At 67.9% G+C, this 24,610-nt stretch carries 21 protein-coding genes; 5 read left to right on the top strand and 16 right to left on the bottom strand.

Annotation, left to right across the window (positions count from 1 at the left end; genetic code table 11):
• Nucleotide 1: 1 nt before the first annotated feature.
• The 5 genes from BW981_RS09610 to BW981_RS09590 form a co-directional block, all read right to left on the bottom strand.
• Entirely contained in the window at nucleotides 2-448 is a 447-nt protein-coding gene (locus tag BW981_RS09610) for a GNAT family N-acetyltransferase (protein ID WP_076438521.1), read from the bottom strand.
• A gap of 3 nt (nucleotides 449-451) precedes the next feature.
• Complete coding sequence (locus tag BW981_RS09605) at nucleotides 452-1,153, bottom strand: GNAT family N-acetyltransferase (protein ID WP_076438519.1); 702 nt, start codon at nucleotides 1,151-1,153, stop codon at nucleotides 452-454.
• A complete protein-coding gene (locus BW981_RS09600) occupies nucleotides 1,150-1,476 on the bottom strand; it encodes a hypothetical protein (protein WP_076438517.1) in 327 nt (108 codons plus the stop codon). Before BW981_RS09600 ends, BW981_RS09605 begins: the two co-directional genes overlap by 4 nt.
• On the bottom strand, nucleotides 1,473-2,312 hold the full coding sequence (locus tag BW981_RS09595) for an isocitrate lyase/PEP mutase family protein (RefSeq protein WP_076438515.1): 840 nt from the start codon (nucleotides 2,310-2,312) through the stop codon (nucleotides 1,473-1,475). Before BW981_RS09595 ends, BW981_RS09600 begins: the two co-directional genes overlap by 4 nt.
• Nucleotides 2,313-2,524: 212 nt before the next feature.
• Nucleotides 2,525-4,387, bottom strand: coding sequence for an IlvD/Edd family dehydratase (locus tag BW981_RS09590; RefSeq protein ID WP_083712259.1), 1,863 nt, complete (start codon nucleotides 4,385-4,387; stop codon nucleotides 2,525-2,527).
• 259 nt (nucleotides 4,388-4,646) lie between these two features.
• Between BW981_RS09590 and BW981_RS09585 the strand changes: the two genes are divergently transcribed.
• A complete protein-coding gene (locus BW981_RS09585) occupies nucleotides 4,647-5,831 on the top strand; it encodes a pyridoxal phosphate-dependent aminotransferase (protein WP_076438513.1) in 1,185 nt (394 codons plus the stop codon).
• A gap of 5 nt (nucleotides 5,832-5,836) precedes the next feature.
• Entirely contained in the window at nucleotides 5,837-6,169 is a 333-nt protein-coding gene (locus BW981_RS09580) for an SMR family transporter (RefSeq protein ID WP_076438943.1), read from the top strand.
• Nucleotides 6,170-6,267: 98 nt separating this feature from the next.
• Here BW981_RS09580 and BW981_RS09575 read toward each other — a convergent pair whose 3' ends face one another.
• A complete protein-coding gene (locus BW981_RS09575) occupies nucleotides 6,268-7,083 on the bottom strand; it encodes a DUF3108 domain-containing protein (RefSeq protein WP_076438511.1) in 816 nt (271 codons plus the stop codon).
• A 292-nt stretch (nucleotides 7,084-7,375) separates the two neighbouring features.
• Here BW981_RS09575 and rpmB point away from each other — a divergent pair, with 292 nt between their 5' ends.
• The gene (gene rpmB, locus BW981_RS09570; RefSeq protein ID WP_076438509.1) at nucleotides 7,376-7,663 is read left to right on the top strand and encodes a 50S ribosomal protein L28; all 288 of its coding nucleotides are present in this window, start codon (nucleotides 7,376-7,378) and stop codon (nucleotides 7,661-7,663) included.
• Nucleotides 7,664-7,840: 177 nt separating this feature from the next.
• Here the strand turns inward: rpmB and BW981_RS09565 are convergent, their stop codons facing one another.
• The 10 genes from BW981_RS09565 to BW981_RS09520 all read right to left on the bottom strand — a co-directional run bounded on the left by BW981_RS09565 (nucleotide 7,841) and on the right by BW981_RS09520 (nucleotide 20,550).
• On the bottom strand, nucleotides 7,841-8,836 hold the full coding sequence (locus BW981_RS09565) for an esterase-like activity of phytase family protein (RefSeq protein WP_076438507.1): 996 nt from the start codon (nucleotides 8,834-8,836) through the stop codon (nucleotides 7,841-7,843).
• Nucleotides 8,836-10,734 (bottom strand): cobaltochelatase subunit CobT, encoded by a 1,899-nt coding sequence (gene cobT, locus BW981_RS09560; protein WP_076438505.1) that lies wholly within the window; start codon nucleotides 10,732-10,734, stop codon nucleotides 8,836-8,838. The genes BW981_RS09565 and cobT overlap by 1 nt, the downstream gene beginning before the upstream one ends.
• Nucleotides 10,731-11,147: a GNAT family N-acetyltransferase gene (locus tag BW981_RS09555; protein ID WP_076438503.1), complete on the bottom strand. Its 417-nt coding sequence runs from the start codon at nucleotides 11,145-11,147 to the stop codon at nucleotides 10,731-10,733. Before BW981_RS09555 ends, cobT begins: the two co-directional genes overlap by 4 nt.
• A 14-nt stretch (nucleotides 11,148-11,161) precedes the next feature.
• Nucleotides 11,162-12,145: a cobaltochelatase subunit CobS gene (cobS, locus tag BW981_RS09550; RefSeq protein ID WP_076438501.1), complete on the bottom strand. Its 984-nt coding sequence runs from the start codon at nucleotides 12,143-12,145 to the stop codon at nucleotides 11,162-11,164.
• A gap of 151 nt (nucleotides 12,146-12,296) precedes the next feature.
• Complete coding sequence (locus BW981_RS09545) at nucleotides 12,297-13,451, bottom strand: glycosyltransferase family protein (RefSeq protein ID WP_076438499.1); 1,155 nt, start codon at nucleotides 13,449-13,451, stop codon at nucleotides 12,297-12,299.
• A complete protein-coding gene (locus tag BW981_RS09540; RefSeq protein ID WP_076438497.1) occupies nucleotides 13,448-14,722 on the bottom strand; it encodes a glycosyltransferase in 1,275 nt (424 codons plus the stop codon). The genes BW981_RS09545 and BW981_RS09540 overlap by 4 nt, the downstream gene beginning before the upstream one ends.
• Complete coding sequence (locus BW981_RS09535) at nucleotides 14,719-15,381, bottom strand: hypothetical protein (RefSeq protein WP_076438495.1); 663 nt, start codon at nucleotides 15,379-15,381, stop codon at nucleotides 14,719-14,721. Before BW981_RS09535 ends, BW981_RS09540 begins: the two co-directional genes overlap by 4 nt.
• Nucleotides 15,382-15,468: 87 nt before the next feature.
• Nucleotides 15,469-17,301, bottom strand: coding sequence for an adenylate/guanylate cyclase domain-containing protein (locus BW981_RS09530; protein WP_175624085.1), 1,833 nt, complete (start codon nucleotides 17,299-17,301; stop codon nucleotides 15,469-15,471).
• 13 nt (nucleotides 17,302-17,314) lie between these two features.
• A complete protein-coding gene (locus tag BW981_RS09525) occupies nucleotides 17,315-17,767 on the bottom strand; it encodes a cyclic nucleotide-binding domain-containing protein (RefSeq protein WP_076438491.1) in 453 nt (150 codons plus the stop codon).
• Nucleotides 17,764-20,550: an ABC transporter ATP-binding protein/permease gene (locus BW981_RS09520; RefSeq protein WP_076438489.1), complete on the bottom strand. Its 2,787-nt coding sequence runs from the start codon at nucleotides 20,548-20,550 to the stop codon at nucleotides 17,764-17,766. Before BW981_RS09520 ends, BW981_RS09525 begins: the two co-directional genes overlap by 4 nt.
• Nucleotides 20,551-20,774: 224 nt before the next feature.
• On the opposite strand from BW981_RS09520, the gene BW981_RS09515 reads away from it, so the two are divergent.
• A complete protein-coding gene (locus tag BW981_RS09515; protein ID WP_076438487.1) occupies nucleotides 20,775-22,655 on the top strand; it encodes an ABC transporter ATP-binding protein in 1,881 nt (626 codons plus the stop codon).
• Nucleotides 22,652-24,610 carry an ABC transporter substrate-binding protein gene (locus BW981_RS09510; RefSeq protein ID WP_076438485.1) on the top strand — a complete coding sequence of 653 codons (1,959 nt, stop codon included), beginning with the start codon at nucleotides 22,652-22,654 and terminating at the stop codon, nucleotides 24,608-24,610. The genes BW981_RS09515 and BW981_RS09510 overlap by 4 nt, the downstream gene beginning before the upstream one ends.

Raw genomic sequence — 24,610 nt, 5'->3', positions numbered from 1 at the left:
CTTATGAGAGTGTCTTTCGCATGTGGACCAGCCGCCGGTCAGGCAGGTCCTCATGATGCGTGACGGCGTAGCCCTGCCGCTCGTACCACGCGATGCGCGGGGCGAGCTTGGCATGGGTGTAGAGATGCACCGAAGGCCGGCCGAGCGACCGCGCCCGCCCTTCGGCGAAAGCCATCAAAGTCGCGCCGAGCTTGCGGCCGGCAGCCTGCGGCGAGACGGCGATGCTCCAGATGGTGAAATCGTCAGGCTCGATCTCCAGCACCAGCGCGGCAGCAAGCGCCGCTTCGCCATCGACCAGCCAGACCTCGTGCTCGGCGAGCACCGCGTGATAATCGGCGATGCGCGGCAAAGAGGGCACGCCGATGATGGCCTCGTTCGGCAGATAGGCGGCTTCCGTCAGCGCGACGATCGCCGGGATATCGGCAGGCGTGGCGCGGCGCGGTTCCATGCTTCAGGCCTGGGCCTTGGCGAGTTCGCCGAGCGACGCCTTCTGCCGGCCTGCCGCGTCGAAGTTCTCCGGCGCCAGCCAGGCCCTGAAGGCAGCCGACACCGCCGGCCATTCGGAATCGAGGATCGAGAACCAGGCGGTGTCCCGGTTCTGATCCTTCACCACCATATGCTGGCGGAACAGCCCCTCGAACTTGAAGCCGAAGCGCAAGGCGGCCCGCTTGGACGGCTCGTTCAGATTGTTGCACTTCCACTCGTAGCGCCGGTAACCGAGCGAGAAGCCGTATTCGCCGACGAGATGGATCGCCTCCGTCGCGGGGCGTGTCTTCTGCAGCGACGGCGAATAGGTGATCCAGCCGACCTCGAAGACACCATGCGCCGGCCGGATCTCCATGATCCAGAGATGGCCCTTGGCCTTGCCATCCGCCTTGTCGATCACCGCCAGCGGCACGATGCCCGCCTGGTCGACCATGGATTGCAGCAGAGCGCGGTAGGCTTCCTTGTCGACAGGCGGCCGGGCCGGCAGCCAGTCCCAGACGGAGTCGTGACCGGCCGCCGCAGCCCAGATGTCGTCGAGATGCCTCGCGACGTCGAGCGGCTCGAGGCGGCACCATTGCCCCTCCAGCACCTTGGCGGGCGGAAAGGGCGGAGGAGCCCAGTCAGGCGCGAGCGTGGAATTCGCGGGCGGCGCAATGGGCGGCATCATGGCTTGGTCATCTCCTGCCAGCCGGTCAGATCGGTGGTGACGGTCCAGCCGGCGCCGAGTTCGGCGCGCACGGCCTCGGCGATGGCGGCGCCTTCCGCCTCCCAGGCCAGTTGCTCGACGGCATCGGGAAAGCGGGAACGGGCCTCGTCATCCTCTTCATAGATGCCGTCGAACGTGTCCATCCACGCCTCGAGCCTGTCGGCGAGCGCGTCGGACAGGCCGGCATCCTCGGCATCGACCTCCCTGCGCCGGCCCTTGGCGTCGATCGTCCAGAGGCCACTGCGCCCGAGCCAGGCCGGCGCGATGAGCAGCGTCTGGCTCACGAGCGCGCCTTCAGGTCTTCGGTGAAGAACGGGTTGAGCGGCGCGGAGGCGCCGTTGCCGGCGAAGCCCTTGAAGCTTCCCTCCTCCGCGATCAGTCGCGTCGCCTCGATGAAGGCCGCCCAGGCCGCGCGCGCCAGCGCCCCGCCGATCGAGATCCGTCGCGCGCCGGCCTTCGCGATCTCCGAAACCGACAATCCGAAATCGCCATAGACCAGCGCATTGACCGGCCGCCCCCCGGCCGCCGAGACGATCGTCGCGATATCCGCCACCGTCTTCGGCCCCGGCGCATAGAGCACGTCGGCACCGGCTGCGGCATAGGCCTCGATCCGCCTCGCGGCTTCCTTCAGGGGCTCGGCATGGCCGGTGAGGAAGCATTCCGCCCGCGCCGTCAGCAGCACGCCCGAGCCCGTCTCGTCGATGGCCCGTCTCGCCGCCTTGATCCGCTCGACCGCGAGGTCGAACGGATAGAGCGGATCGGCCTCGCGCCCCGTCGCATCCTCGATCGAGAGCCCCGCCACACCCGTCGCGACGCAGAGCTTGACGTTGGCGGCGACGCCGTCCGGCGTATCGGCATAGCCGTTCTCGAAATCGGCGTTGACGGGCAGTTCGGGCACCGCCTTCACCATTTCGGCGATATGCGCGAGCATCATGTCGCGCGGCACGTCCTGATCGGCCCGCGCTTGCGTGAAGGCGAAGCCCGCGCTCGTCGTCGCCAGCGCCTTGAAGCCCTGCCCGCGCAGCCAGCGTGCCGAACCGACATCCCAGGGATTGGGCATGACGAAGCAACCGGCTGCATGCAGCGCCCGGAACGTCTCGACCTGAGGGGAATAGCCCATGTTAAATCGTTTCAGATGCACCGGAACGGCAGAGCGCCATAGTGTCGGCAATGCGACGCGTTGTCAGCCCCGGCCCGGCGCACAGCGGGCCCGTCGGCGATGCGCGGGTGGAATGGCGCCCAGTGACGTCATTCTCGGGCGGCGCATGGCGCCGACCCGAGAATCGCTTGCCGGAGATGCTCGGGTCAAGCCCGGGCATGACGAGGCACCCCTCAGTGGTTGTCGCGGGGGACGCCGAATTTCTTGTGGATCTTCTGGTACTTGACCGCCGGCTTCAGCACCATGCCCTCGGACAGCTCCCCGACGATCTTGCGCTGGATCTCCTGCCAGGGCGTCTGGCTCTTGGGATACTTGTACCCCCCGGCCGCCTTGAGCGCCGCCCGGCGCTGCGCGAGCTCCTCATCCGGGATCAGGATGTTGGCGCTGCGCTTGTTGAGATCGATGCGCACCTTGTCGCCCGTCTTCAGCAGGGCGAGCCCGCCGCCGGTCGCCGCTTCCGGCGAGGCGTTGAGGATCGAGGGCGAGCCCGAGGTGCCGGACTGACGCCCGTCGCCGATGCAGGCCAGCGCCGAGACGCCCTTCCTGATGAGATAATCCGGCGGGCGCATGTTCACCACCTCGGCTGCGCCGGGATAGCCGATCGGCCCGACGCCGCGAATGAACAGGATGCAGTGCTCGTCGATCGCCAGCGCCGGGTCGTCGATGCGGTGGTGGTAGTCCTCCGGACCGTCGAAGACGATGGCGCGGCCCTCGAAGGCGTTCGGGTCCTTCGGGTTCTCCAGATAGCGCTGGCGGAATTCCGGCGTGATCACGCTGGTCTTCATGATCGCGGAATCGAACAGGTTGCCGGAGAGGTTGAGGAAGCCCGACTGCGCCTTCATCGGCTCGTCATAGGTCTTGATGACCTTGCGGTCGCCGGAGAAGAAGCCCTCGCAATTCTCGGCCAGCGTGCGGCCATTGGCGGTGAGCGCCGGCTTGATCTTGCCCTTGGCGACCAGCTCCGCGACCACGGCAGGCACGCCGCCGGCGCGATAATAGTCCTCGCCGAGATATTCGCCGGCCGGCTGCAAGTTGACCAGCAGCGGGATGTCGTAGCCGATCCTGGTCCAGTCCTCGTTGTCGAGGGGCACGCCGATATGCTTGGCGATGGCGTTGACGTGGACAGGCGCGTTGGTCGAGCCGCCGATCGCCGAATTGACGACGATGGTGTTCTCGAAGGCTTCACGCGTGAGGATCTTGGAGGGAACGAGGTTCTCCCAGACCATCTCGACGATGCGCTTGCCGGTCAGATAGGCCATCTCGTAGCGGTCGCGATACGGCGCCGGGATCGCCGCGCCGCCGGGCAGGGTCATGCCCATCGCCTCCGCCAGCGAGTTCATCGTCGAGGCCGTGCCCATCGTGTTGCAATGGCCGGCCGAGGGCGCCGAGGAGGCCACGAGGTCGACGAAGCCTTTGTAGTCGATCTCGCCGGCCGCCATCATCTGGCGGGCCTTCCAGACGATGGTGCCCGAGCCCGTGCGCTCGCCGCGGAAATTGCCGTTCAGCATCGGCCCGCCGGGGAGCGCGATGGCCGGGATGTCGACCGTCGCGGCAGCCATGATCTGCGCCGGGGTGGTCTTGTCGCAGCCGGTCGTGAGCACGACGCCGTCGAGCGGATAGCCGTAGAGGATCTCGACGAGGCTGAGATATTGAAGGTTGCGGTCGAGCGAGGCGGTCGGCCGCTTGCAGGTTTCCTGGATCGGATGGATCGGGAATTCAAAGGGCACGCCACCCATTTCGCGGATGCCGTCGCGCACGCGGTGCGCGAGCTCGATATGGTGGCGGTTGCAGGGCGCGATGTCGGAGCCGGTCTGGGCGATGCCGATGATCGGCCGGCCCGACTGCAGCTCCTCGCGCGACAGGCCGAAATTCATCGTGCGCTCGATATAGAGCGCGGTCATGTCGGCATTGGCGGGATTGTCGAACCAGGCCTTGGAGCGAAGCTGCTCGGGCTTGATGCGCCGGGGCGCCTTCTTCCTGGTCGTCGCGACCGGACGATCCTGACGCGGCACGTTGCTCTCGGGGGTCTTCGCCATCCCTCGCTCCTCTCCCTGCGCCGGCCTCGGACGGGCCGGCTGCCTTTTCTTTGAAACGGTTCGCAGATTATCCGGCCCCGCCCTTCGCGCCGCAAGAGGCCGGCCGCGAAAAATCATACTATTTATCATGCACCCTTTGCATGCGGGCAGCAGGACACCGGCGGCACCCGGACTTGCGGGAGCGGCCTGTTTGCGGTGAAGACTGCGTCCCAAGGCCGCCCGAGAGACGGCCACCGGAAGCGAGCATCCCGAGGCTGCCATGACCCTGCATGTCGTCCCCTCTTTCTCCCGCATCGGCGAGGAGAACGCCTTCGCCGTGCTGGCACGCGCGACCGAACTCCAGCGGCAGGGCAAGGACATCATCAATCTCGGCATCGGCCAGCCGGATTTCGCCACGCCCGATCACGTCGTCGAGGCGGCGGTGAAGGCGCTGCGCGACGGCCATCACGGCTACACCCCGGCCAACGGCATCCTGCCGCTGCGCGAGGCGGTCGCCGCCGACCTGCACAAGCGCTTTGAGGTCGAGGTCTCACCCGAGAGCGTGATGATCGTCCCCGGCGGCAAGGTCACCATGTTCATGGCGATCCTGATGTTCGGCGAGCCCGGCGCCGAGATCCTCTACCCGGACCCGGGCTTCCCGATCTATCGCTCGATGATCGAGTATACCGGCGCGACGCCCGTGCCCGTCCCGATCCGCGAGGAGAACGGCTTTGCCTTCTCGGCCGAGGAGACGCTGGCTCTGATCACGCCGAAGACGCGGCTGCTCATCATCAATTCGCCGGCCAACCCGACCGGCGGCGTCACCCCCAAGGCCGAGATCGACAAGCTAGTCGCCGGGCTCGCCGCCTTCCCGGACGTCGCGATCATGTCCGACGAGATCTACGACCAGATGGTCTATGACGGGGAGAAGCATGTCTGCCTGCTCTCCTACCCTGAGATCCGCGACCGGCTGATCCTGCTCAATGGCTGGTCGAAGACCTATGCCATGACCGGCTGGCGCATGGGCTGGTCGGTCTGGCCCAAGCCCCTCTACGACAATGCCCGCAAGCTCGCGGTGAACTCCCATTCCTGCGTCAACGCCCCGGCGCAATGGGCCGGCCTCGCCGCGCTGACCGGCCCGCAGGACGCCGTCCACGCCATGGTGGCGGAGTTCGATCGGCGCCGGAAGGCGGTGGTCGCGGGGCTGAACGGGCTGCCGGGCGTCTCCTGCATCACGCCCAAGGGCGCCTTCTATGCCTTTCCGAACGTCTCGCAGACCGGCTGGAAGGCCAAGAAGCTCGCTTCCGCCCTGCTGGAGGAGGCCGGTGTCGCCACCATCGGCGGGCCCGATTTCGGCGTCCACGGCGAAGGCTATATCCGCCTCTCCTACGCAAACTCGCTGGAGAACATCGAGAAGGCGCTGGAGCGGATGAAGCGCTTCCTGGAGCAGGCGAAGGCGGCGTGAAGGACCTGTCCGCCTATCTCTGGCTCGCCGGCGCCATCCTCAGCGAAGTCATCGGCACCTCGGCGCTGAAGGCCTCGAACGAGTTCACGCGGCTGGTGCCGTCGCTGATCACGGTCCTGGCCTTCTGCTGCGCCTTCTACTGCCTCTCGGTCACGCTGCGCACGATCCCCGTCGGTGTCGCCTATGCGATCTGGTCGGGCGTCGGCATCGTGCTGATCAGCCTGATCGCGCTCGTGCTGTTCGGCCAGAGGCTCGATGCCCCGGCCCTGATCGGCATGGCGCTGATCGTCGCCGGAGTCGCGGTGATCAACCTGTTCTCGAAGGCCGCGGCGCATTGATCGGCCGCATCATTCTCGGGCCTGACCCGAGAACATCATGACAGGAAAGACGCGGGTTCCAAAAATGCTCGGGCCGGGCCCGAGCATGACGGCGCCCGTCAGTTCCGCGCCGTGCTCGCCGTCACGCCCGGATCGACCTTGAAGCTCGACGCCTCGATCACCGCCGTGCCGATCATCGTCTTCACGGAAATGCGCACCGGCACCATCACGTCGGTGCCCGCCACCGGCGCGAGCCAGGTGGTGATGTCCTTGTTCTCGGCCATGAACTTGGTGCTGGGCCGCAGCGCCCGATGGCCGGCGATCGGCACATAGCGCGCCTGGCAGATCGAGACCGGCCCGGAATAGCCTTCGAGCTTGACGTTGCGGGTGCCGGCACCGGTCAGCTTGATGTCGTAACGGGCCGCGCCGTCGAAGATCGGCAGCGTGCGGTTGCAGGCGCCGTCCTTGCCCTTGCCGTTGACCGGCATCAGGAAGGCGCTGAGCGGATCGACGATGTTGCGGCGATGGCTGTCGGTCAGCGGGACCCGGTCCGGCTTCTCGTCGATCGGCGGCTCGATATCGACCCCTGCGACGGCATTGTCGGCCAGCGCCATCCTGACCGTCCGGCTCTCGCTGCTGTTGGCGGAGCTCACCGCGAAGGTCCTGGGCGCGAGCTTGCCGCCGAGCATGGCGCCTGTCGCAGCGCCCGAGCCGCGCCCGCCCGTGACACCGCCGACGATGCCGGTGAGCTTGGCCACCATGTCGAGCTTGTAATTGGACCCGTCGATGGTGCCGGCGAGGCCGGCCGTGCCGAAGGTGATTCCCAGGAGCGAGACGTCATAGCGCGCATCGAGCGAGGCGGCCCGCGCCGGGCCGGCAGCGAGCGCGGCCGTCACGATCGCAGTGGCCAGGGACGCGGCAACGGCGGGCTTCATCCAGTCTCTCCGGAGCGACGCTGAGGAACAGAGGATTGCACGGCGAATCGGCCCGAATCGTGGCCGTCCCGCCCCGCGACACCATCGCGGTCTCAACGAGCATCGGCGCCGCCTCTTTACGGTCCGTTAACGCTGATGAAGCGCGCCCCGCTCGACCGGAGTTTTTCTTGACGCCGGCTTCGGGCTTGGCTATGCAACCGCGACTTCAATTTGACTTCCGGTGCTCATAGGGCCGGCACGTCGCGTGTCGGCATTTTTGTTTGAGCGAACCGGGGACGTAAGGAACGATATCATGGCCCGCCGTTGCGAACTGACCGGGAAAGCCACCCAGACCGGCCACCTCGTCAGCCACTCGAACCGCAAGACGAAGACCGTCTTCCGCCCGAACCTCGTCAACGTGACGCTGCAGTCCGACGCGCTCGGCCGCTCGGTGCGTTTTCGCATCTCGGCCAATGCCCTGCGTTCGGTCGAGCATCGCGGCGGCCTCGATGCCTTCCTGCTCAAGGCTGCGGCCGGTGACCTCTCGACGGGCGCCCTCACGCTGAAGCGCGACCTCGAGAAGAAGCTCGCCGCCAACTGAGCGGTTCAGCCCTTTCGGGTTTGAAGGAAGCGGCCGCAAGGCCGCTTTTTTCGTTTGGGCTCCACACGTCATTGCGAGCGAAGCGAAGCAATCCGGAAGGGCCGGGTTGGGCGCTTCAGCCCGGTCCTTCTGGATTGCTTCGTCGCTGACGCTCCTCGCAACGACGGCAGAGGATCGTCAGACCAGCTCGAATTCGAGCAGCAGCGTGCGCTGAATGATCGAGAAATTGTCGTCCGAGATCAGGGTCAGGATCGTCCGCCCGTTTTCCTGATGGACCGACAGGCCTTCCATGTTGTCGATCTCGCAGCCCAGATCGGCCTCGATCAGCACCGGCCCGTCGAGCAGCGCTCCCGCCTTCAGATCGGCGAGGGCAATCCGCCGGATCCGCATCCCGGCGCCGCGCAGCGGCCGGTACCAACGCTCCAGCAGCAGCATGTCGCCGCCCGGCAGAAAGCCGAGGTCGGTGATGTCGTAGCCGCCCGGCCGAGCGACCTGAAAGAAGGCCGGGGCGCCTTGGCCGAGCAGCGCGCCGAGCGTCGGCTCGTCTTCCTTGCCCGAGCGCTCCGAGATCGCGACGATGGCGCCTTTGTGCGCCCCGGCCGGCACGATGCCGAGCGCCTCAAGCCCGCGATTGCGGGGCAGTTTCTTGAGCGCCGCCGGCACCGGCAGGGAGCGTGCCCGCGCCTCGACTCCCTCGCGCGCCCAGTCGAAGCGCAGGATCTCATGGGTACGCTCGACGCCGACATAGGCCTGGCCCCCGACAATCGCGAGGCTTTCCGTATCGAAGGATCTGGAGCGCGCCAGAGGCCTCCCCGCGGCATCCAGCATCGCCGCCATCTCGGCGGCGTCCAGCCCGACAGGGCGCCCCTTATCGGACGCGATCTTCGCCGTCAGCCAGTAGCCGCGATCGGTCAGCGAGACGAGATCGCGCCCATCGGCCGAGCGCCACAGCGCCGAAAAGCCTCCGAATCGCGGATGATGGCAGGAGAGCACAAGCCCGCCACGAAACTGCAGCGCGCCGAAGCGGCGCCTGTCTGGGCTGCGCGGCTCGAAGGCGGAGATGCGGCGCGCAGCGATCTCGACCGGAAAGCGCGTCTGCTCGGCCGCAAGCGCCTCGCGCGGCAAGGCGAGCCCCGCGAGGCCCGCCAGCAGGTGGCGACGATGGAGGCGCATCAACGGCCGCGGCGCGCGCCCGCTCCGCCCTTCGCCTGCGCGCCGTCCTCCTCGAACAGCTCGGCCAGCTTTTCGGTCATCACCCCGCCCAGCTCCTCGGCGTCGACGATGGTGACCGCGCGGCGATAGTAGCGCGTCACGTCGTGGCCGATGCCAATGGCGATCAGCTCGACCGGCGAGCGCGTCTCGATCTCCGCGATGACATGGCGAAGATGCCGCTCCAGATAGTTGCCGGCATTGACCGAGAGCGTCGAATCGTCGACCGGGGCGCCGTCCGAGATCACCATCAGGATCTTGCGCTGCTCGGACCGGCCGAGGATGCGCTTATGCGCCCAATCCAGCGCCTCGCCGTCGATGTTTTCCTTCAGCAGCCCCTCGCGCATCATCAGGCCGAGATTCTTGCGGGCACGCCGCCAGGGCGCATCCGCGGCCTTGTAGATGATGTGCCTGAGATCGTTGAGGCGCCCCGGATTGGCCGGCTTGCCCGATTGCAGCCAGGCCTCGCGCGAGAGCCCGCCCTTCCAGGCGCGCGTGGTGAAGCCGAGAAGCTCCACCTTGACGCCGCAGCGCTCCAGCGTCCGGGCCAGGATGTCGGCGCAGGTCGCCGCGACCGTGATCGGCCGGCCGCGCATCGACCCGGAATTGTCGATCAGCAGGGTCACCACCGTGTCGCGGAAATTCGTGTCCGATTCCTGCCGGAAGGAGAGCGGCTGGAACGGGTCGAGGATGATGCGCGGCAGGCGGGCCGGATCGAGCGCGCCCTCCTCCAGGTCGAACTGCCAGGTGCGGTTCTGCTGCGCCATCAGCCGGCGCTGCAGCCGGTTGGCCAGCCGCGCGACGACGCCCTGCAGATGCGCCAGCTGCTTGTCGAGATAGGCGCGCAGCCGCGTCAACTCCTCGGCGTCGCAGAGCTCCTCGGCGGTGACGATCTCGTCGAATTTCTGGGTGTAGGCCTTGTAATCGGTCGCCTGGCGGCCGTCGTTCTTGCCCTCGCGCGGGCGCGGAGCTTCGCCGGCCTCCTCGGATTCGGAGTTCTCGTCCTCCTCCTCCCAATCGCCGGCCGGCGCGTCGCTGGCTTCCGAGGCCCCGTCCTCCAGTTCCTCGGTCGCGTCGTCGCTGACCTCGACCTCGGAGCGCTCCGAGCCGCTCTGCTGCTCCGATTCGCCTTCCTGCTGCTCCTGGTCCTCGGAGGACTGGTCCTGGTTGTTCTCGTCCTCCTCGGCCTCGTCGCCCTGGGCCGACTGGTCGGCCATGTCGAGAGCGGCGAGCATGTCGCGCACCGTGCGGGCGAAGCCGCGCTGGTCCTCGATCGTCTTCGCCAGCCGGTCGAGATCGCCGCCCGCCTTGGCCTCGATCTGCTCACGCCAGAGATCGACGATCTTCTCGGCCGCCTTGGGCGGCTTCAGCCCGGTCAGCCGCTCGCGCACCATCAGCGCCAGTGCATCCTCCAGCGGCGCATCGGCCCGGTCGGTGATCTCCTCGTAGCGACCGCCGCGGTGATAGCGGTCCTCCAGCATCGCGCCGATGTTCCCGGCCATGCCCGCCATCCGCCGCGAACCGATCGACTCGACCCGCGCCTGCTCGATCGCATCGAAGACCGCGCGCGCCGCGTCGCCTTCCGGCGCGGCGCGGCGATGGACGGTCGCGTCATGACAGGCGAGCCGCAGCGCCATGGAATCGGCATGGCCGCGCAGGATCGCGACATCGCCGGGCGTCAGCTTGCGCGGCGGTTCGGGCAGACGGGCCCGCTCGCCGACGAGCGAGGGTTTGTCGGCCGCGAAGACGATTTCCATCTCCGGCTTGCGGGCGATCGCCTTCATCGCGCCCGAAACGGCGCGCTTCAGCGGCTCGGACGGGGCTTCCTTCGGCGTACCGGGCTTGCGGTTCGAGATGCTCATAGCGCCTTCGTGAAGTGATGCAGCCTTTGGCCGGCGACGGGATAGTCCTCCATCACGCCGCAGGGCTTGTAGCCGAGCCTGGGATAGAACTCCGGGGCCTGGATGCTCATGGTGCTGAGATAGACGCCGCGCGCGCCATGATCGCGTGCCGCGGCCTCGGCCAGCGCCACCAGCCCCTCGCCATGGCCCGCGCCGCGCTGGCTCTCGTCGATCCAGAGCAGATCGACATGCAGCCATTGCCATTTCAGCTCGCCGATCAGCCCGCCGACGATGGCGCCGTCATCGTCCCGCAGGCTGAGCGCCAGCGGCACGCCGTTGCGCGGGCCGATCCTCGCGGCGTTGTATGCGCTGAGCCCAGCGATCACGGCCTCCCTCGTCGCCGCGACATCGGTCTCGCGCTGGAGGGTGGCCATGGCTGTCGCTACCCTCAGCTGAGAACCACGTTGGCCGCGCTCTCCGGCAGTTCCTTGCCGAAGGAGCGCTGGAAGAATTCCGCCACCAGCGTGCGCTCCATCTCGTCGCACTTGTTCAGGAAGGTGACGCGGAAGGCGAAGCCGATATCGCCGAAGATCGCCGCGTTCTCCGCCCAGGTGATGACCGTGCGCGGGCTCATCACGGTCGAGAGATCGCCGTTCATGAAGGCGTTGCGGGTCAGGTCGGCGACGCGGACCATCTTGTTGACGATGTCCTTGCCGTCCGGCGTCTTCTGGTAATGCTTCGACTTGGCGAGAACGATCTCGACCTCGTTGTCATGCGGCAGGTAGTTCAGCGTCGTCACGATCGACCAACGGTCCATCTGGCCCTGGTTGATCTGCTGTGTGCCGTGATAGAGGCCCGACGTGTCGCCGAGGCCGACCGTGTTGGCGGTGGCGAACAGGCGGAAGGCGCCGTGCGGGCGGATGACGCGCTTCTGGTCGAGCAGCGTCAGCTTGCCGGACTGCTCCAGCACGCGCTGGATCACGAACATCACGTCCGGGCGGCCGGCATCGTATTCGTCGAAGACCAGCGCGATGTTGTTCTGCAGCGCCCAGGGCAGGATGCCGTCCTGGAACTCGGTGATCTGCTTGCCTTCCCTCAGCACGATCGCGTCCTTGCCGACGAGGTCGAGGCGCGAGACGTGGCTGTCGAGGTTGACGCGGACGCAGGGCCAGTTGAGGCGTGCGGCGACCTGCTCGATATGGGTCGACTTGCCGGTGCCGTGATAGCCCGAGATCATCACGCGGCGGTTATGCGCGAAGCCGGCCAGGATCGCGATCGTGGTGTCGCGGTCGAACCGGTAGTCCGGGTCGAGATCGGGCACATGCGGATCGGTCTGCGAATAGGCCGGCACCTCAAGATCGGAATCGATTCCGAAGGTCTCGCGCACCGACAGCTTGATGTCGGGCAGGCCGGGCGCAGTCGTCGTCGTCATCTTCTAGTCTCCGGGCGCGGGGCCTTGGCCGGGTTGAACCGGGTGCCCAGTGCCGACCGAGGAGGGAGGCGGATCATCTCTCATTAGAGCGAAAGCCGGGGAGCGGCAATTCGCAAAGCTGCAACCCCGCCTTCGCAAGGGGCATGCCGGCTCAAGGATCGGCCGGCCAGCGGCGCCGGGCGAGAAGCCGTTTCACCGCCGCGGCCGCGCGCCGGCCGTCATCGATGGCGATCAGCCCGCGCGGGACGGGACGGCCGATCCCGGCTGCGACCGCATCGGCGAGCCGCTGCGGCGTCAGCGCATCGAGCCGCAGGCACGTCGCGATCCCCGCCTGAGCTAGCGCGCCGGCGCGGACGCCCTGCTCCGTCTCTCCCCCGGCGTCGAAGGGCACCACGATCGCGGGCCGGCCGGCCGCGACGAGATCGAGCACCGTGTTGTAGCCCGCCTGGCTGATCGAGAGCGCGCAGCGCGCGAGCAGAGCGGGAAAATCCGGCCGCGCCCGCTCGACGGTCGCATTGGCGGGCGCCGAAGCCGCCAGTCGGGCAAAGTCGCCCTCCGACACGCCCCGCCCGACGAGCACATGCCATTGCGGGCCGGACGACAGCCGCGCCGCCTCGAGCGCCAGATCGAACAGTGGCATCGCCGCCGCCGAGCCGCCGCCGGAGACCAGGATCTCGCCTGCGCCATCTCCGGAGAGCGGCGGAGATGCCACAGTGTTTCCAAGATAGCCGACATAACGCAGCTTGCCCGCAAGCTCCGCCGTCATCGGCCACGAGCGCGCCAGCGGCAGCACGCTCTCCTCGCCATGCACAAGCACTGCGTCGAACAGCCGCGCGATGCGCTCCTGCGCCTCGGCGATGCGGGCCGGCTTCGGCGTCACCAGCACGTCGCGGATCGAGGACAGTACCAGCGCGGCCGGGTTGGCGATCCTGGCCGCCGCGATCAGGGCCTGGAACTCGCCTGCAAGCTGGCGCCGGCCGAACGGAAAATGCTCGGTGATGACGGCGTTGGGCGCCAGCCGCGTCGCCTCCTCCTCCAGCATGGCGATGCGCGCCGCCATCCGCTCCGGCGCTGCCGGCAGCCCACCCTCGTCGAGCAGGTTGCGGAAATCGACGCCCTCGGTGCGAACCGGAGGCAATTGCAGGAAGGCGAAGGGCTCCCCGGCCATCGGCCGCAGCGGCATCCCGCCGCTTGCCAGCGTCACCGAAAACCCATCCTCGGCCAGCGCCCGGGCGAGCTGCGCAGCGCGCACCAGATGGCCGCTGCCAAGCAGATGCGTGACCGCGATGAGGACCGAACCGCTCAAGCCGCAGTACCGGACGAGCCGCGCAAGGAAGCCGCGATCCGGTCGAGCCCGGCTTCGGCCGAGAACGCGCCGGTCAGCCGGGCGAAAGCGGCCTCGCCGAGCATGGCCCGCCGCTGCGGCGCCGCGCCGAGTTCCGCCAGCGCGGCAGCCAATGCCGCGACGTCGCCCGGCGGCACCAGCACGCCCTCGACGCCCTGCCGCACGAATTCGGGAATGCCGGCGAAGTCCGTGGCGACGATCGGCAGGGCCTGGCTCGCCGCCTCCATCACCACGTTCGGCAGCCCGTCGCGGTCACCGTCGCCGGCCTGCTTCGACGGCAGGACGAAGAGATCGGCCTCGCGCAGCGCCGCGATCACCTCGCCTTGCGCCTTCGCTCCAGCCCAGACGATCCGGTCGGCAAGCCCCAACGCCTGCGCCTGCTCCTTCAGCGCCGCGAGCTTCTCGCCGCCTCCGATATGGGTAAGGCGCCAATGCAGCCCTCCGGGCAGACGCGCCAGCGCGCCGAGCAGGTCGTCGAGCCCTTTTTTCGCGACCGCCCGGCCGATGGTGACGAAAAGCAGCGGATCGGCAGGATCGGACCCGTCGCGCATCGACCGCTCCGGCGGCGCGGGAAAACGCAAAAGATCCAGCCCGTGATAGAGCAGCGCAACCTTGCCCGGCCGGTCGGACAGCCGTTCGAGCTCGCGGTGGCCGTCCTGCGTGCAGGTGACGCCCCATGCCGCATCCGCGATCTTCTCGCGCTTCTCCCAGTCCGGCGTGGTCCAGATGTCCTTGGCATGGGCGGAGAAGGACCATGTCAGACCGCGCAGCAGCGCGGCGTAGCGGATGACCGAGGCCGGGGTGTGCAGGTAGTGTACGTGCAGATGCCGGATATCCTGCGGCAGCTCGCGCGCCATCACGCAGGCCTGGCCGAAGCGGCGCCAGCGGTTGCGCGTCCGGTCGCGGGCGAGATCGCGCAGGAAGGCGGGCAGCATCCGGAACAGTCCCGGCCGCCGCAGCGCCGAGAGCAGCCCGAGTCCGACGCGGGCCGCATCGTCATGCAGGTATTCCGGCAGATAGCGCAAAGGCGCGGTGATCTGCCGATGCATCAGGTGCTTGTCGGGATCGGTCGGGTGACGCAGCGACCAGATCTCGAAGCCTACGCCGCGCTGCTGCAATCCCAGCAGCTCCTGCGCGATGAAGGTCTCCGACAGCCGCGGATAGCCCTTCATCGCGATGGCGATGCGCGGAGGCCCGTCGACCGCACCGGCTTGCCGATGCGGCGCGCTCATCGCCGGCCGATCAGCATGAAGCGGGTGTAGTTCTTCGTCGGCCGCGCGCCCGCGAACCACACCTCCGACAGCCCCGCCTGCTCGCGGAACGCAGCGAGCGAGGGCACGCAGCTGCGGTGATCGGGCTCGCGATAGTAATCGTTGGACTGGAGCAGCAGCGGCAATCCCGCCGGCAGCGTCGCGAGCCAGCCCGGCACGTCGGCCAGATGCTCGCAGCTCGTATTGATGACGAGGCCGGGCCGCGGCGTCGTCGCCGCAAGGTCGAGCGCCGTCATATCCGCCGTTACCGCCCGGAAGCGGCCGGATGCGACATGGCGATGGTTCAGCGTCTCGGCGATGGAGGCACAGCTCGGATCGACATCGAGGCTGACGACCTCCGACACCGCGAGGCCCTCATCATCGAGCAGCAGCGCGCCCAGCACGCCATACCAGGCGCCGAGGACCCAGACCGGCCCCTCCGGCTGCGGCAACGTCTGCGCCAGCGCCTCGACCAGCCACTGCTTCGAGGCGATCTGCTTATGGTTGCAGGCGATCGACAGATCGGGCGGCGCACCCTTGCCGTAGAGCCGGGCGACGTCGGCGACGATCCGGTGGCCGGACAAAGCGGCCATCCCCCTCAGCAGATCATGGACGGACTCGACGGGGGGCTCTGGCGTCATGGCTCGGGCGGCATGGGGAGGACGAGGCGAAGCGCGGCGGACCATAGGCAGCCGGCGCGCCGAAAGCCAGTGCGGCAACGGCCGGTTCTAACCCTCCGTCACCGGCTTGTCGGGCTCGCGGGCCGGCGCATCAGCCGTCGCTGCGGCCTCCCCGGACTCCTCGCCCGTCACGGGGACGGAGGGTTTCGCTTTCGAAGCGCTGTCGCGCCGGCTGCGCAACTCCGGTGCGCTGACGAAGCCGAAGGCATTCAGCGGCTTGTCGCGGCCCTTGATCGATACCTTGAGCGCGCTGGTGCCGGCATAGCTGCGCCCGCTCAGGCGGATGGTGTCCTCCGAGACGACGACATCGGCCAGTACCCGCCGCGTCGCGGATTCGAGCTGGGCGGCGATCATCACCGTCTCGCCGACGGTGATGTCGCGCCGGCCGAGATTGTCGTTCTCGACCGCGCCGGTGATCGTATCCCCGCTATGGATGCCGATGCCGATCCGCAGCGGCAAAGGCAGGGCGGCACCGAATTCCCGGTTCAGCGCCTCGACCGCGCGCACGATGTCGGCGGCGGCGGCGATCGCCGATTGGGCCGCGCGCGCCGGCGTGCCCTCCAGCCCGAACACCGCCATGAACCCGTCGCCATAGAACGCGTCGATCCGACCGTCATGAGCGGTGATGGCCTGCCCCATCTCGTCGAAGAAGCGATTGAGCAGGCCGATGAGCTCCTGCGGCAGCTGACGCTCGGATAGCGCCGAGAACGCGCGCAGATCGGCGACCAGCACGGTCAGCCCGCGCTTGCCCATCATCGCATCGGGCTCCAGCGTGCGCCCCGGCGCCGCGTTGAGGCGCGAGGCCAGCAGGATCTGCACCTGCAGGTCGTCGCGCGGCCTGATCTGGCAGGCGAGCCGGACACGATCCGGCGCCGAGATGCGGCGCAACAGCCTGGCCTCGTTCATGCTCGGCCGCGGCAGGCTGTCGGCACCGTCGATCACCAGCACGCGGCAGGTCGCGCAGCGTGCCCGCCCGCCGCAGAGCGCCGCATGCGGAATGCCGAAGCGGCGGAACATCTCGAGCACCGTCGGCCCCGGCGCGAGCCGCCGCGTGCCATGGCCGACGAAGCGCATGGTGATCTGGCGCGTGGTGCGCACGCGGAACTCGCGCACGCCGACGAACAGCACGAAGAACCCCACCAGCCCGTAGAAGGTGCTCTTCGCGGTGGCGACGTTGAAGTTGGCCATCGCCTGCTGGGCCTGCGTCATCAGCTCCGGCGGCAGCGACATCTGCATCGCCTCGCGCGCCGCGACAGAGAAGCCGATCAGGGCGAGGAGCGGCACGAGGACGGCACCGAGCAGGAAGGCGTCGCGCCAATGCCGGTAGCTCTCCCGCGCGCGCAGCAGGAAATGCACGCCGATGACGCCATGCGTCCACACCAGCAGAAGAAGCAGCGACTGGGTGACTGCATAGGTCGGCCAGAGCCGCCGCAGCACCGCGTGGTAGCTTTCGTCGACCCCGAAATAGCTGCCCATCACCCTTGTGCCGATGATGTGGTCGACGAGCAGCAGCGGGATGGTCAGCCCCAGCGCGATCTGGATCATCTCGCGGGCCGGCATTTTGAAGGTGCGGCGCTGGGCCACGCGGATCAGGGCGAACAGCGGATGGACGACGAAGGAGCCGTAGAGCGCGACTGTGCCGGGCCAGCTGCCCCAGATCGCGAAACGCCAGGACTGCGCCTGCTCCATCACGCCCACGCCGAAGATGCCGAGCGCGTGGTTGAGGAAATGCGTCGTTGCGAAGAAGAGCAGGACGAGCCCGGAGACGAAGCGGATGTCCCGGCTCCAGGACGAGACCTGCTCCATGCCGGCGCCCATGCCGGCGCTCATGCCAGCTCCGATGGAGCGGTTTCCGGTGCCCGGCGGTCGGGTTGAGCTCATGCGAGAATCCGCGTCATGATACCGCTTCGTCTTCGCGCAGCAGGACATTGGCCAGCCGCGCCACGCGGCTCGCGAGATCACGGCAGATCGCCAGGCTGAACTCGGGCACGGTCTGCAGCAACTCGAAGAACAGGTCGCGGGGAATCCGCAGGGCCAGCACCTCGGTCTTCGCGCTGACCTTCCCGAGGAAGCGCTGGCCGCTGAGCAGCGAAACGTCCCCGATGATGCTGCCGGCCTCCTTCTGGAACCGGCGGACGGAACCACCCGCATCGCCCTGGGAAAATTCGACCTCACCTTGCAGGATGACATAGACGCCGTCCGGCTGTTCTGTATCGCGCACCATCGGCGTCCCGGCCGGGAAGCGCAGACGCTCGCCCATCAGGGCGACGAGCTTGAGGCGGGAGGCCGGCAGGTCCTTGAACAGGGGCAGGGCCCTCAGGCAACCCATGTCGGTTTCGAGCGTCATGACCGTGCCTCCATCCGTTCCAGAGCCGGGGTGCCCGGGGCTTCCGGGCGGGCATCGTTCGCAGGCTCCCGATGTTCGCCCTGCCGGACCGTGCCTGTCGCCCCGTGAAAGACCACACGGGTCGGAACGTCCTCGACCAGACTAGCATCCGCCAGCAGAAGAAACAGCGTCATGCCCTCGCAATAGCGACGCAGGCGCGACAGAACTTCGCCCGGCTCGTCGGAGATCGCCAGCAGCCCCGTCACGTCGAGGACGGCGACCCGCGGCCCCTTGATCAGCGCCTGCACGATCGGGACCGCGTGCCGCAGCCGGGTGGGCAGGTGCCGGCCCCGGATGCCGGCTTCCGTGGCGAGACCCAGGCGGTACAGCGCTTCCTCGAGCCCCGAGCGCGCCAGGGCCTGATGAACCACCTCGCCCACGCGCCGCTCCGCATCCGCGATGCCGTAGCCGACGCGCCCGAACATCAGATTGTCGCGGACGCTGGCGCCCAGCATCACCCGCTCAGGATCGTAGAAATCGATGTCGTCCGCCGCGTCGGCGGGCAGGTGGAGCCTGAAGCTCGCGCGGGCACGCAGGATGCGCCGCCGCAGCCGCTCGTCGATCAGGTTCAGCCTGTGCTTGGGCTCGATATAGCCGAGAGCCAGCGCGACGAGGTCCCGCTCGGTCTCCGGGTCCAGCGGCGCGCGCATGTCCTGCTTCGACAGGATGTCCGCGAGCTCGTTCAGGCGCTCGAAAGCGAAGCCGACGCCGAAGGAGTAGCGATCGAACAGCGCATGGCCCTGCGGCAACCCACTGAAGATTTCGACCACGGTGGCGACGATGCGCGCCCCCATCTCGGCGAGAGGCTCGATCAGAGCCTCAGCCTTGAGGATCGCATGCGCATAAGGCTCGAACAGCAGGGTCGCGCTGTCGAAGCGCGGGGTCGTGCGCGTTCCGAAGATCAGGTTTTCGGCGATGGTCGCGTTGTCGTTGTAGCGGTCCAGGACGAAGGGCTCGATCAGGTTGCCGAGATCGGCACGCTCCAGTTCGACCGCGACGGCTTGGCGCGAGGCGATGATCCGTGCGGTCGCGCCCTCGCTGAGCGGCGGCATCACCTTGCCGCCGAGGCCGAGCTGATAGATGTCCTCCCGGACGCCCAGCACGTCGAGCAGCTCGCTGACGCGGCTGACCAGCGCGGCGTTGTCGGCGACGCCGGCTCCCTCGTAGTCCGTCCAGTCGGCATCGAACGGAAAGGGCGGATTGCCCGAACGAATCGATTCCACGAAGCGCCGGTGTTCCCGCTCGCTCAGCCCGTCGCGCTTGAGGGTCGGCCGATGGCGCTTCAGCGGCAGCAGGATGTTGTCGCGGATCGTCCCGGCGATCAGCTCGGGCTCGTCCCCGGCATAGCCGATGAGATGACTCGCCCGCTCGACCGACATCTCCGCCAGCGGCGTCCCGTCGATCGAGACGCGTCCGGTGTAGTTCGTTGCCTGCCGCCCGAGGATGCGGCCGAGCACGTCCTTGCCCGCGCCATGGGGACCGATGAGGGCCACCACGCCAGGCCGGGGCACCGTCATCGAGAGGGGTGTCAACAACGGTTGCCCGCGATTGTCGAGCATCTGCAGCGCATCGATACGGATCTCGCCGCGCTCCGGCAGCGGGTCGGCCGCGTCGCCGTTCCCGAGGATCAGCGTATCGTCGCTGTTGAACTGGGAGATGACCTGCTCGTATTTGATGGTCACGTCGTTGCGCTGCTGGTCCCAGTCGATCAGCTCCTTGATCGGCGGGGGAAGGTCGCGATAGGCGGCGATGACCGCGACGAGCTGGCCGATGTCCAGCCGGCCCTGCAGCGCAAAGAAGCCGCCGATCGCGTAGAAGAAGAATGGCGTCACCTGGGCCAGCAGGTTGTTCAGGAATTTGACCGCGAATTTGCGCTTGTAGAGCGCGTAGCGAATGTCGAAGAGCGTTCCGAGGCGCCCGGCGATGTCGGCCTGGACATAGGCCGTCGCGCCATGCGCCTGGATCATCGGCCCGGCATCGACGATCTCGCCGATGCGCCCGGCCAGAGCGCGCGACTCGATCTGCCGTTCGCGGCCCAGTCTCAGCTGCTCGCGCCGCAGGATCGGGATGATGATCGCCTGCGCCAGCACGATCAGCAGCGCGATGGAGCCCAGCCAGAAGCTCTGCGCCATGATGAAGACCAGCGCCGTCAAAGCCTGGGACAAAAGGAAGACCGGCTGGATGAAGGCGTCGCCGACGAAGGCGCCGACGGGCTCGACCTCGTCCTTGATCATGCTGGCGATCTCGGCCGGCTTGACCGAGCGGATCTCCTCCGGCCGGAAGCGCATGAGCTGACTGAACAGGTCGAAGCGCATCCGCCGCAGCATCCGCTCGCCGAGAATGCCCTTGCGGACATTGACGACGTATTTGAACGCGCCGTTGATCAGGACCAGCAGCAGGAAATAGGACGAGAGCCCGAGCAGCAGGCCGAGCTGCTCGACCTGGAACCCGTCGAACAGCTTGAACCCGGCCCCGCCCAGCCAGTCCGGCAGATGGAAGGAGATATCGAACAGCGTCGCCGTCGTCTTGCCGTCCTTGAAGGCTCCGCCCTGGATCGCGTCGTTGACGATGCGCTTGGGCACGTCGAACGAGGCCCAGTTGAACGGGATCGACGCGAGGATGATCAGCAGGACGACGATCTGCTCGCCCCGGCTCTTCTGCCAGATGTACCGGAAGAGGTTGGAATCCAAGGCGCGATCCTGTCCGGCGCGGCGGAAGTCGATCTCCTCACTTATGCGTCGCATGGACGATCGTCCATAGAGCGAGATCGCGGGGCTCGGGCTGCAGGATCACCGGGTGGGAGAGGTTCGGCATGGCGCTGCCGTCACCGGTCCGTCATCCGCATACGGCAAAGGCCTTCCTCGATCCGCTCGCACGTCGAAAGCCATTGGCAAGACGGAACTTTCAACGTCTAGTGGCGTCGGGTTTGGTAACCGGCGTGGTCAAGGGGCAGGCGTCGTTTCGGGTCATGGACATCCTGCGCGTCAAGGATCTGCAGATCGCCTTCACGGTCCACGGGCTCGCTCGCGATGTCGTGAAGGGCGTAAGCCTGCGCGTTCCCGCCGGCAAGACGGTGGCGCTGGTCGGCGAGTCCGGGTCCGGCAAATCGGTGATCTCGCAGGCGATCATGGGGCTGCTGCCGCGCTCCGGCGCCATCACCGGCGGCGAGATCCTGTTCCGGGACCCGGCGGCGCCCGAAACGGCGGTCGACATCGCCGGCCTGCCTGCCGAGGGACCGGGCATCCGCGCCCTGCGCGGCGGGCGCATCGGCATGATCTTCCAGGAGCCGATGTCCTCGCTCTCGCCGGTCCACACCATCGGCAACCAGATCGAGGAGGCGCTGCTCCTGCACCGCCCGATGAGCCGCAAGCAGGCGCGCGAGCAGATCGAGGCGATGCTGAAGCGCGTCGGCTTCAAGGACCCGCCCCGCGCCTTCGGTGCCTACCCTTTCGAACTGTCGGGCGGCCTGCGCCAGCGCGCGATGCTGGCCATGGCACTGATCTGCCGCCCGGCCCTGCTCATCGCCGACGAGCCGACGACCGCCCTCGACGTCACCATCCAGGCCCAGGTGCTCGACCTGATGCGCGATCTCCAGGCCGAGATGGGCATGGCGATCCTGCTGATCACCCATGACCTCGGCGTCGTCGCCAACATGGCCGACGAGGTCGTCGTGATCTTCCATGGCGAGATCATGGAACGCGGCACGGCCGAGGATGTCTTCCGCCGCCCCCGTCATCCCTATCTCAAGGCCCTGCTCAAGGCCTCGCCGCATTTCGACATGCAGGAAGGCGAGCGTCTCGTCGCCCTCCGCGAGGCCAAGCCGCGCCCGAAAGCCGAGATCCGCGCAAGGCCGGAGCCTGCGGCACAGGACGCGCCGCTGCTGCGCGTGCGCGGGCTCTCCAAGACCTATGTCACGGGCTCGCGCAGCTTCTTCGGCAAGGGCACGCTAAACGCGGTGAAGGCCGTGGACGACGTCTCGTTCGACATCTGCCGCGGCGAATGCCTCGGACTGGTGGGCGAGAGCGGCTGCGGCAAGACCACCGTCAGCAAGATCATCATGCGCGCCGTCAGCGCCGATTCGGGCGAGGTGATCTTCGACGACGGACGGGGGCGGACCGACCTCCTGGCCCTGCGGGGCGAGGCGTTGCGCGCCTTCCGCCCCCGCGTCCAGATGATCTTCCAGGACCCGGTCTCGTCGCTGTCGCCGCGCATGACGGTGAAGAACATCCTGCGCGAGCCGCTGATCATTCACGAGCGCGGCGAGAGCGCGGCCCAGAACGAGCGCGTCAAACAGCTGATGCAGGATGTCGGACTCGATATCCGCTTCCTGAACCGCTACCCGCATTCCTTCTCGGGCGGGCAGCGCCAGCGCATCGGCATCGCCCGCGCGCTCGCGCTCGATCCGGAGCTGATCATCTGCGACGAGCCGGTCTCGGCGCTCGACGTCTCGGTGCAGGCGCAGATCCTGAACCTGCTGAAGGATCTCCAGGCCGAGCGAGGCCTGACCTTCCTGTTCATCTCCCACAACCTGGCCGTGGTGAACTACATGGCCGACCGGATCGCGGTAATGGCCAACGGGCGCATCGTCGAGATCGCGCCCCGCCACCGCATCTTCGCCGCGCCGGTCCACCCCTACACCAAGGCGCTGCTGCGCTCGGTCCCCTTCGCCGATCTCGACCGCAAGCTGGACTTCAAGCTGACGGCACCGGGCGGCGCCTCGGACGAGCGCCATTGGGACGCCGCGTTCCGCCACGGCGAGGATGGCGGCGGGCTGTCGCATCTGCCGCTTGGATCGGGACACTATGTGCTGGCGCGCGCCGATGCGGATGTGAAGGAGCTGGTCTCGTGAGCGGGCACAAGCCAGGCCACACCCGCCGCGAAGTACTGATACTTGGCGCCGCCGCGCTCGCGCCGGCCGGCTGGGCGCGGCCCGCCCGCGCCTTGCCACCGGCGGGCGGCGCGATCGACAGCCCCTATTTCGCCGAGCGCGTCAAAAGCGGAGCCCTGCCCCGCGTGGCCGAGCGGCTGCCCAATGTGCCGCGCGTCATCGAGATGGCCAGGCGCGCCCGGCTTCCCGGCCGTCATGGCGGCGACATCCGCATGCTGATGGGCGACCAGCGCGACCTGCGCATGATGACGCTCTACGGCTACACCCGCCTGATCGTCTATGACGACGACCTCGAGCTGGTGCCGGATGTGCTCGAGAGCTTCGACGTCCAGGAGGGGCGCGTCTTTACCCTGCGCCTGCGCACGGGTCACCACTGGTCCGATGGATCGCCGTTCACCACGGAGGATTTCCGGTACTGGTGGGAGGATGTCGCCAACAATGCGCGGCTCTCGCCCGGCGGGCCGCCGCAGGCGCTGCTGCCGGGCGGCGAGCCGCCGCGCATCGAGATCCTGAGCGAAACCGAGATCCGCTACAGCTGGACCACCCCGAACCCGACCTTCCTGCCGGCGCTGGCCGATGCCCAGCCGACCTATCTCTTCATGCCGTCCCGCTATCTCAAGCAGTTCCATGAGCGCTATGCCGACAGGCGCGCGCTCAAGGCCAAGATCGCCGAAAACCGCGTTCGCGACTGGGGCGCGCTCCATGAGCGCAAGTCGCGCATGTATCGCCCGGAGAACCCGGACCTGCCGACGCTGGAGCCCTGGCGCAACACCACGCCGCTGCCGGCCGAGCAGTTTGTCTTCGAGCGCAACCCTTACTTTCACCGCATCGACGAGAACGGCCGCCAGCTGCCCTATGCCGATCGCGTCACCTTGACGATCGGAACGAGCGCGCTGGTGCCGGCCAAGACCGCGGCCGGCGAATCCGATTTGCAGGCCCGCTATCTGCGCTTCGACAACTACACCTTCCTCAAGGACGCCTCGAAGCGGATGAACATCGAGGTCAAGCTGTGGAAGCGGGCGGAGGGCTCCTATTTCGCGCTGCTGCCCAATCTGAACGCGATCGACCCGGTCTGGCGTGATCTCAACCGCGATCTCCGCTACCGCCGTGCCCTTTCCGTCGCCATCAACCGCGAGGACGTCAACAAGGTCATCTTCTTCGGCCTGGCGCGCGTCAGCGGCAACACCGCCTTGCCGGAAAGCCCGCTCTACGATGCCCGCCTCGCCGCGCTCTGGACCCAGCACGACCCGGCTCTCGCCAACCGCCTGCTCGACGAAATCGGCCTGACCAGGCGCGACGATGACGGGGTGCGCCTGCTGCCGGACGGGCGCCGGCTCGAGTTCAGCATCGAGACGGCAGGAGAGAACACCGAGGAGACCGATATCCTCGACCTCGTGAAGCAGGATTTCTTCGCGGTCGGCATCAAGATCTACCCGCGCTCGACGCAGCGCGACGTCTTCCGCCGTCGCATTCTCGCCGGCCAGACGGTGATGTCGGCCTGGGCCGGCATGGACAATGCGCTCGTCACCCCGGACATGGAGCCTGACGCGCTCGCCCCCACCTCCCCGGCTCAGTACCAGTGGCCGCGCTGGGGGCAGTTCTTCGAGAGCAACGGGCGGGAGGGCGAGCGTCCGGCGCTCGCAGAGGCGAACGGGCTCGTCCGGCTCTACCAGCAATGGCGCATCAGCGTGACGAGGCAGGAGCGCCGCAAGATCTGGCAGGAGATGCTCGCCATCAACGCCGACCAGCTCTTCACCATCGGCGTCATCAACGGCACGCTGCAGCCGATCGTGACCGCGCGCGACCTGCGCAACGTTCCCAATGAAGGGCTCTACAGCTTCGAGCCGGGAGCCTTCCTCGGCCGCTACATGCCGGACGCCTTCTGGTTCGACCGCAAGACCGAAGCCGAGGGCTGA

Origin of the sequence: Allobosea sp. TND4EK4 (assembly GCF_900156025.1) — a bacterium.
Classification (GTDB): Bacteria; Pseudomonadota; Alphaproteobacteria; order Rhizobiales; family Beijerinckiaceae; genus Allobosea.
Note: the sequence above shows the minus strand (reverse complement) of the source record. Positions and strands in the feature narration are given on the sequence as shown.